Genomic DNA, 6,826 nt, shown 5'->3' on the forward strand with positions numbered 1-6,826 from the left:
GGGGGTGGGGGAGGTCGTGGGCGTCGGAGGTGGTGGTGGCGGTCTCCCGCACCCCCAGTCGATGCCGATCACCGCACCGGTCGGCGGCAGCGGCTCGACCGGGGCAGGGACGACGAACGAGGCGTACCAGTGGCCGAGGCGGTCGCGGTACACGCGCACCGAGGACGGCTCGGCCAGCAGCGGACGGGACCACACCACGGTCAAAACGATCCCGCCCGCCAGGTGCAGCCGCCCGTCCCTGGGCCGGAAGCCGCGCCGCGTGTAGTTCAGCGTCGGATCCGTTTCATGCTTCTTCCTGGGCCGGGGCATGCCGGCCCGCCGCCTGGCGGGCAGCCGGTCCTTGAGGTCCTTCAGGGCCTTCGCGCGGGAGGCGGTGAAGTCGCGGACGGTCTGCTGCTGCGGCACCGAGGCGCCCGCGGCCAGCCACGGGGTCACCGCGCGGGCCCGGGTGAGCATCCGGTCCAGCCGGGCCGGACCGCACGCCTCCCCCTCCGCATGGGCCCTCTTCGCGCGGGCCACGCACTCGTTCCACAGCCACCGGCACCGGCCCCACTCCGCCTCCAGCCCGGTACGGGCGGTGGCCGGCACCCGCAACCGGTACGTGTAGCGGGCGTGCCCGCCCCCGCCGGCCTCCCGTACCGCCGCCATGCCCGTCACCCCCCGGCTCTTGTCCCGGTCACCCGACGCCCGCCCTGCGACCGTATGCGCGGCACCCGAACAGCCGCACCTCTCTTCCAGTGCGATCACCCCGATCGGCGAATACCGGGACACGTGTTCGCGTCCGCCCGGCCCCGCCGGACAGGCCGCCAGGGCGCTCCGTGCCGCTGTCGCGGGATGCGATTCCCCCCGGCGTGAACGCCGGGGCCTCCCCGCAAGAGATCAGGTGATCGAGCTCGGCAAGATCCTGATAAGCGGCGGGCAGACTCCCTCGGCGCCTGGTCCTCACCATGCACGGCCTGATCCGCCTGGCCGACACCGCCGAACTGCTCGCGACCGAGCTGATCTCCAACGCCGTACGGCACACGAAGGGGCCCGCCGCCCTGCGCGTACGGTGGGCCGCCGGCGTCCTGCGGATCGGAGCATGGGACGCGGACCCCCGGCCGCCGGAGCCGCCCGTGCCGTTGGAACAGATCACCGACCTGGAAGAGGGTCGTGGACTGGCGCTGATCCGGGCCTGCGCCGACCTGTGGGGCTGGCAGCCGCTGGCACGGGAAGGCAACCGGGGGAAGGTCGTATGGTGCGAGCTGGCCGCCGCGTAACGTTGGCGCTTTTGAAGTGGTTGCCCCAACCTCTGGACTGTTTGGGGTCTATAGAACTCAATGTCGTCCAGGTGCGGTGTACTGACGGACATGCCAGGCGTTGCGCGGCCGGGGCCCGGCAGCGTATCCATGCCACGTCCGTTGTGACGTCAGGTCCGTCTCAAGGTGCCCGGAGTGGGCTCTGCGTCGCACTCGTCGGGATCATGGGTGCCCAAGGGCTTGGCGGAGGGGGAGCGGGGTGGTCGGGTGAACGGTCGCGCCCTTCGCCGTTCACCCGGTCCCCTGTTCAAGATCCGACCACTCATCACGCCTGTCGTCGTCGACCTCACGAACCCGCACGCACCCGGCCACCGATCAGCAGCCCGGCTGCCCGGTCCGGCCGCCGATACGACGCCGCAGCCACGCCGCCTCCGCAAGCGTGAGGTTCGGATCGGCCAGCTTGGCTTCGGCCACTTCCCGGATACGTCCCGCAGGATCGGTCCGACAACCCTTGCGCACACTGTGCACAAGCAGACTCCGTCCCAGGCGGACGGCCAGGCCGGGGACCTCCGCGCTGCCGACGGTCACCATGGTCATCGCCACATCCGCAGCGGGATCACCGGCGCCCGCGTTGCGCCAGTCGATCACCACGGGACCTCTCCGAGTCAGGAGCACGTTGCCCGGATGCAGGTCCAGATGCAGCACCCGGTCATCACCCGCCGTCGCGAACCGCTGGGGCAGCCACTTCGGCGCCGGCAACGCATGCAACCGGTCGTGCAGGCGGCCCAACGCCCGGCCGAGGGAGCCGACCCGCCACGGGCGCCGGGCCAGCGCCTCCAGCATCGTCGGCCCGGTCAGCCGCTCCAGGACCATGTCGGTACCGGTGACCTCGTACACCTTCGGCACCGGATACCCACAGGCCGCCAGATGCGTCATCAACCGCGCTTCCAGCTCCGTTGGTCCCCCCTGCCGATAACGCCGCAAGACCCTGGACTCGTCCAGGGCATACACGTCAGCTTCCCGCCCCCGCCCGATCAATTCCATGCAGGGCAGTCTGTCCCGACGTCGTACCAGCCGCCAACAGGGCGAACGCTGGGTGACGCGGCACTAGGCCGTGTTGCGAAAGCGGCTCGTGGGTTGTTGGAAATCAGTGCGCTCAGCGCCGCCGACGTGCTGTGGGTTGCGTTCGAGAACCCGGTCGCGAGCAGCATCGCGAACCTGCGAGGGTGTCTGCTATGGATTCTGAGTCGGGGGCCGAGCCTGCCCGCCACTACGACCCAGGGAGCTCGTTGGCGCGGTTCGCTGGCCGCATGCTTGTGGTCTGCCCGCAATGCGGAGGCTGTGCGCTCGTGGTTCCCCGGCCTGGTCTCCCCGCACCCAGGTACTTCAGTGAGCTCTTGTTCCAGCCACGCCGTCTGGCTTGCGGAGGGTGCGGTGCCGTCGCCGATTGGGAACCCGAGGTGCGGGGCGCTGGGCTGGCCGGCGCAGTACTGGGCGGTAGTGAGGATCCGTTCTTCCGGCGGCCACTATGGCTGCAGACCCGTTGCGCCGGCCAGATCCTGTGGGCCTACAACGAGGCGCACGTCAACGAACTGTCCGCCTACGTCGGCGCCCAGTTGCGCGAGCGTGGCGGGGCGCGGCCGACGATGGCAATGTTTGCGCGGCTGCCACCGTGGATGAAGAGGTCGGACAACCGCTCTGAAGTCCTGGCCGGTCTGGAGACGCTGCGAGCACTGGCCAAACGGTCGGCGCCTGCCGACCGCTCCGACGCCGCGCATGAGCGCGGTGACCGTCCCCGATCGTATGGGAGCACGTACTTCCGGGGCGGTCCCTATGAGAGAAGACCCTGAAAGCCCTGGTCACAGCCACTCGTTGATGGCTGCCACCAGGACGGTTGCTTCGTAGCGAACCGCGAGCTTGTCGTACCTCGTGGCCACGGCCCGGTGGCGCTTGAGCCGGTTGATGCCGCACTCCACCGCGTGGCGTTCCTTGTAGTCGTCCTTGTCGAACCTCGGCGGGCGGCCGCCGCGGGCGCCGAGCTTCTTACGGTTGCGGACCTGGTCGACCTTCTCTGGGATCGTGCAGCCTATCCCGCGTCTGCGCAGGTAGGCGCGATTCGCGCGGGAGCCGTACGCCCTGTCCGCTCGAACTCTATCCGGTTTGGTCCGCGGCCGGCCCGGGCCGATACGGGGTACCCGGATGCCCTCCAGGACGGGCTGGAACTGTGGGCTGTCGTGCCGCTGCCCAGCGGTGACCATCAACGACAGTGGCTTCTGCCCCTGCTCCACGGCCACGTGCAGCTTGGTGGTCAGGCCGCCACGCGACCGTCCGAGGCCGTGGTCGTCGGGCTCAGTGAAGACGCCGCCAGGCGGCTCCTTCTGCAGATCCCCTTTTTACGCGCCCCGGCGGCGTGCTGGTGAGCCCGGGCAACCGTGGAGTCCACGCTCACATCCCAGGTGATCAAGCCCTTCCCGTCGGCCTCGGCCTGCAGCTGCACGAAGATCCGCTTCCAGGTGCCGTTCCGTTGCCAGCGTCGAAATAGGTCGTAGACCCGGTCCCATGGCCCGTACCGCTCAGGCACGTCCCGCCACGGCGCACCGACCCTGGTCCGCCACCGTATGCCGTCGATCAACTGCCGGCGCGTCCAAGTCGGCGGCCGGCCCTGCTTCTTGCCCAGCGGCAGCAACGGCTTAAGTCGATCCCACTGAGTGTTGGTCAGATCACCTCGTCCCACGACACGTGATCATCCACGACCGTGATCAACTTTCACAACAGACCCTAGTTACTTTCGGCGAGAGCCTCGACTGCGGCGGCATTCGGGGCATCGGTGAGGGAGCCCGGCAGGGCCCGGCCTTTGTTGCCCTCCGGATTGGCCAGCATCTCCGCAAGGGCCTGGGACGGCAGAATGCCCCGCCCCTTGGCCTCCTCCAGCCTGGCGTGCCAGATGCTGCCCTCCGACATCGCCCGCGGCCCGGCGGCCTGTCGCGGTTCCCACGCGGCGGCGTCGTCCTCGTCGTTGGCCCACACATAACCGAGGACCGCGCCACCCTGCTTGTCGACCACGGTGAAGTACCGCACCGGCTTGTCGGTCCGGGTCTGGTACCGCGGCGGGCCCGGCGACACCTGGTTGAACCACATATCGTCGTCGAAGCGCGGGTTGATCGGTCGTTCACTGCTCATGATGTCCACGTTCCTTTGCCTTTGCTGGATCCGCAACGAGGCTACGGCCTCGGCAGAACCTCCCCGTAGACGTGCCACTTGCCGTCCGCCTCGTCCATGAAAACGCGCGTCACCTTGTACTCGGTACCGCGGGCGAGGAGCAGTTCCCGTTCCCCGGGGACCTGGGAGAGATGATCCAGCCAGAGGGCGGGTGTCCCCTTCGGCACCCGCAGATGCATCCACACCGGTTTGCCGTCGAAGGGCGGTGGCGGCGTCTTACCGAGTGCAGTAGAGGTATACGCCTTGTCGTCGAAGACACCGCCCTGCATGTCCATCGGCGACTTCAGGTCAAGGTGGTCGATTCCGGTGCCGCGCACGATCATGACGTCCTCCGGTACGGGGCGTGCTCCCATGACCTTGTCCATCTCATCGATGGTGTGCAACGTGTACTCGGACGCGTGCTCGCCGAAGCGAAGGTGACCGTTGATGCTGGTGTAAGCAGAACCGGTATAGGTGACCAGCGCGCTTCTCGACTCTGGATGGAGGTCGTCCAAAAAGTCGTTCCAGTACGTGTTGCCGTACTTCAGTCCAGCCTCGTTGCTGACGCTGGGCACAGGGTTCGTACCGTGCGCCAGTTCGGCTGTGGCCACCGCGTGCTTCTCGGCATCGCTCAGAACTGCGAACTCTGCCTTCGACATGTGTGGCTTGTACTCGAACGGCTCCCCTCCCCCGTGCCCCGGCACGTCCGTGCCCGGGTGGCCCGGGGCGGCCGGAGTGTCGGCGCCGTGGTGTGCGGCGGTGTCCACGGCCGTGTGGCCGAGGTCCGCGTGGTCGCCCATGTGTGCGGCGTCGTCCGCGTGTCCCGCCGTGTGGTCCGGGTGGTGGCCGCCATCGTCCGTATGGCCGGCTCCGTGGGCGGCGTCGTCCGCGTGGCCTGCGGATGTGCCGTGAGCCGGGCCGTGATGTGCCGGGTCCGGGGCGTGGCCGCCGCTGCCGGGAACGTCGTGCCCGCCGGTGTGCGGAGTGTGCGGGGCGCCCGAGGGGACGTCGTGCGTGGGCGCGCCCGCCGACGCATGGTCGTACGACGTGTGCGTGGCCGTGTCGTAGCGCCCCACGGCGTCGGTCGTATGGGCACTGCCGGCCAAACCGTCGCCCGTGTGGGCTCCCGCGTACACCGGCTGCTGGCCCTGGATCGTCCAGTGGTCCGGGAGCTTCGGGGCCGCCGTCTCGTGCGGGATCGGTGTGGTGTCGATGACGCCGTTGGGCGTCATGATGTTGCCGTGGGGGTCCAGGAAACGGCCGTCGGGCAGGTGGACCGATCCGTCGGGGAGCTTGGGGATGTCGATGGTGCCGACGCCCTTCAGGGCCTTGCTGATGTCGCCGACCTTCGACAGGCCCGCGCCGGCGCCCTTGGCGACGTAGGTCATCGGGTCGAGGGCCCGGCCCGCCTTGCCCGCCGCCGACAGCACCTTGGCCGCCGCGCCCGCCTTGCCCGCCCCCGCGGCCGCACCGCCCGCGCCGCCGGTGAAGACCGTGGTCAGCACGTTGAAGGTGACCGCCCCGGCCGCGCGGGCGGGGTTCTTGCCCCACTCGTCCCACGCCACCAGCGCCTTGCCCGTCTCCTTCATCGCCGTGCGCGAGTCCCGCACCCAGGACGGCAGCTTGTCGTCCGGCAGCAGCCAGAACGCCGCCCCCACCACCGGCACCGCCGTCAGCACCAGGCCGGTGGCCAGCTGGCCCAGGCCCTTCCACGCCTGCCCCGCCGCCTCCCAGCCGTCCACCCCCACCAGCGTGCCCAGACCCTTGATCGTCCCCCACACCCCGTCGACGATCAGACCGTCCCACACGAACGACTTCGTCCAGTGCCCCACCTCGTACCAGTGGTGCCGCTCCTCCACCGGGTCGCCCCAGGGAAGCTGGGCGTCCTTCATGTCCTCGGCCGTGAACCCGTACTGGTCCTTGCGGTCCGAGCCGTCGCCGGCCACCACCGGCGTGCCGCCCGGCACCAGCGCGACGATCTTGTTGTGGCAGGTGCGCTCCGCCGCCCAGAACGCCGCCACCGTGGCCGTGATCTCGTCCCGCAGCGCGTTGTGCGCCTCGACCTTGTCCCCGTCGTACTCCCACTTCTCGTCGTCCTTGACGGAGTCGACGAACGTCGTCGCCCGGGCCTTGAGCTCCTTCAGCTTGTCCGCCAGCGGGCGGACCTCCGTCGCGTACGCCGACAGCGCCGACGAGACCGTCTCCAGCTGGTCCGCGAAACCGTCCGCCCGGTCCTTGACCGGCCGCGTCGTCGCGAACAGCTGCTCCGCCTCCGGCGCGGAGTAGTACGCCGACAGGCCCTGGAACCCGGTGTGCACGGCCTGCCCGGTGTCCCGGACATGCCCCGCGTCCGCCTTCAGACCGGCACAGTCCTGCTCCAGCTGCTCCAG

Annotated in this window: 4 protein-coding genes and 2 pseudogenes; 1 reads left to right on the forward strand and 5 read right to left on the reverse strand. The window is 69.7% G+C overall.

Translation table 11 applies throughout. From position 1 onward, the window contains the following. Positions 1-648, reverse strand: a pseudogene (locus tag RH94_RS38740) (RNA-guided endonuclease InsQ/TnpB family protein); the annotation flags it as partial. Between the two features lie 284 nt (positions 649-932). Here RH94_RS38740 and RH94_RS12990 point away from each other — a divergent pair. Continuing rightward, positions 933-1,259 (forward strand): annotated as a pseudogene (locus RH94_RS12990) (ATP-binding protein); the annotation flags it as partial. A gap of 354 nt (positions 1,260-1,613) precedes the next feature. Here RH94_RS12990 and RH94_RS12995 read toward each other — a convergent pair. From RH94_RS12995 to RH94_RS13015, 4 genes are all read right to left on the reverse strand, one after another. Next, complete coding sequence (locus tag RH94_RS12995) at positions 1,614-2,282, reverse strand: phosphotransferase (RefSeq protein WP_073947766.1); 669 nt, start codon at positions 2,280-2,282, stop codon at positions 1,614-1,616. 815 nt (positions 2,283-3,097) lie between these two features. Next, a protein-coding gene (locus tag RH94_RS13005) for an IS5 family transposase (RefSeq protein ID WP_407697305.1) occupies positions 3,098-3,972 on the reverse strand; the annotation gives its coding sequence in 2 pieces (ribosomal slippage) (positions 3,098-3,580 and positions 3,583-3,972; 873 coding nt in all). Between the two features lie 44 nt (positions 3,973-4,016). Next, a complete protein-coding gene (locus RH94_RS13010; RefSeq protein WP_073947769.1) occupies positions 4,017-4,418 on the reverse strand; it encodes a hypothetical protein in 402 nt (133 codons plus the stop codon). A 41-nt stretch (positions 4,419-4,459) separates the two neighbouring features. Then, positions 4,460-6,826, reverse strand: a 2,367-nt coding sequence (locus RH94_RS13015; RefSeq protein ID WP_107428696.1) for an ADP-ribosyltransferase, incomplete at its 5' end; no start/stop codon positions are given.

The organism is Streptomyces kebangsaanensis, from assembly GCF_001906585.1.
Lineage (GTDB): Bacteria > Actinomycetota > Actinomycetes > Streptomycetales > Streptomycetaceae > Streptomyces > Streptomyces kebangsaanensis.

What these genes read in the sequence shown, in the direction of transcription:
- RH94_RS12995 (WP_073947766.1), bottom strand. Translation starts at nt 2,282, where the DNA reads ATGGAATTGATCGGGCGGGGGCGGGAAGCTGACGTGTATGCCCTGGAC.
- RH94_RS13010 (WP_073947769.1), bottom strand. Translation starts at nt 4,418, where the DNA reads ATGAGCAGTGAACGACCGATCAACCCGCGCTTCGACGACGATATGTGG.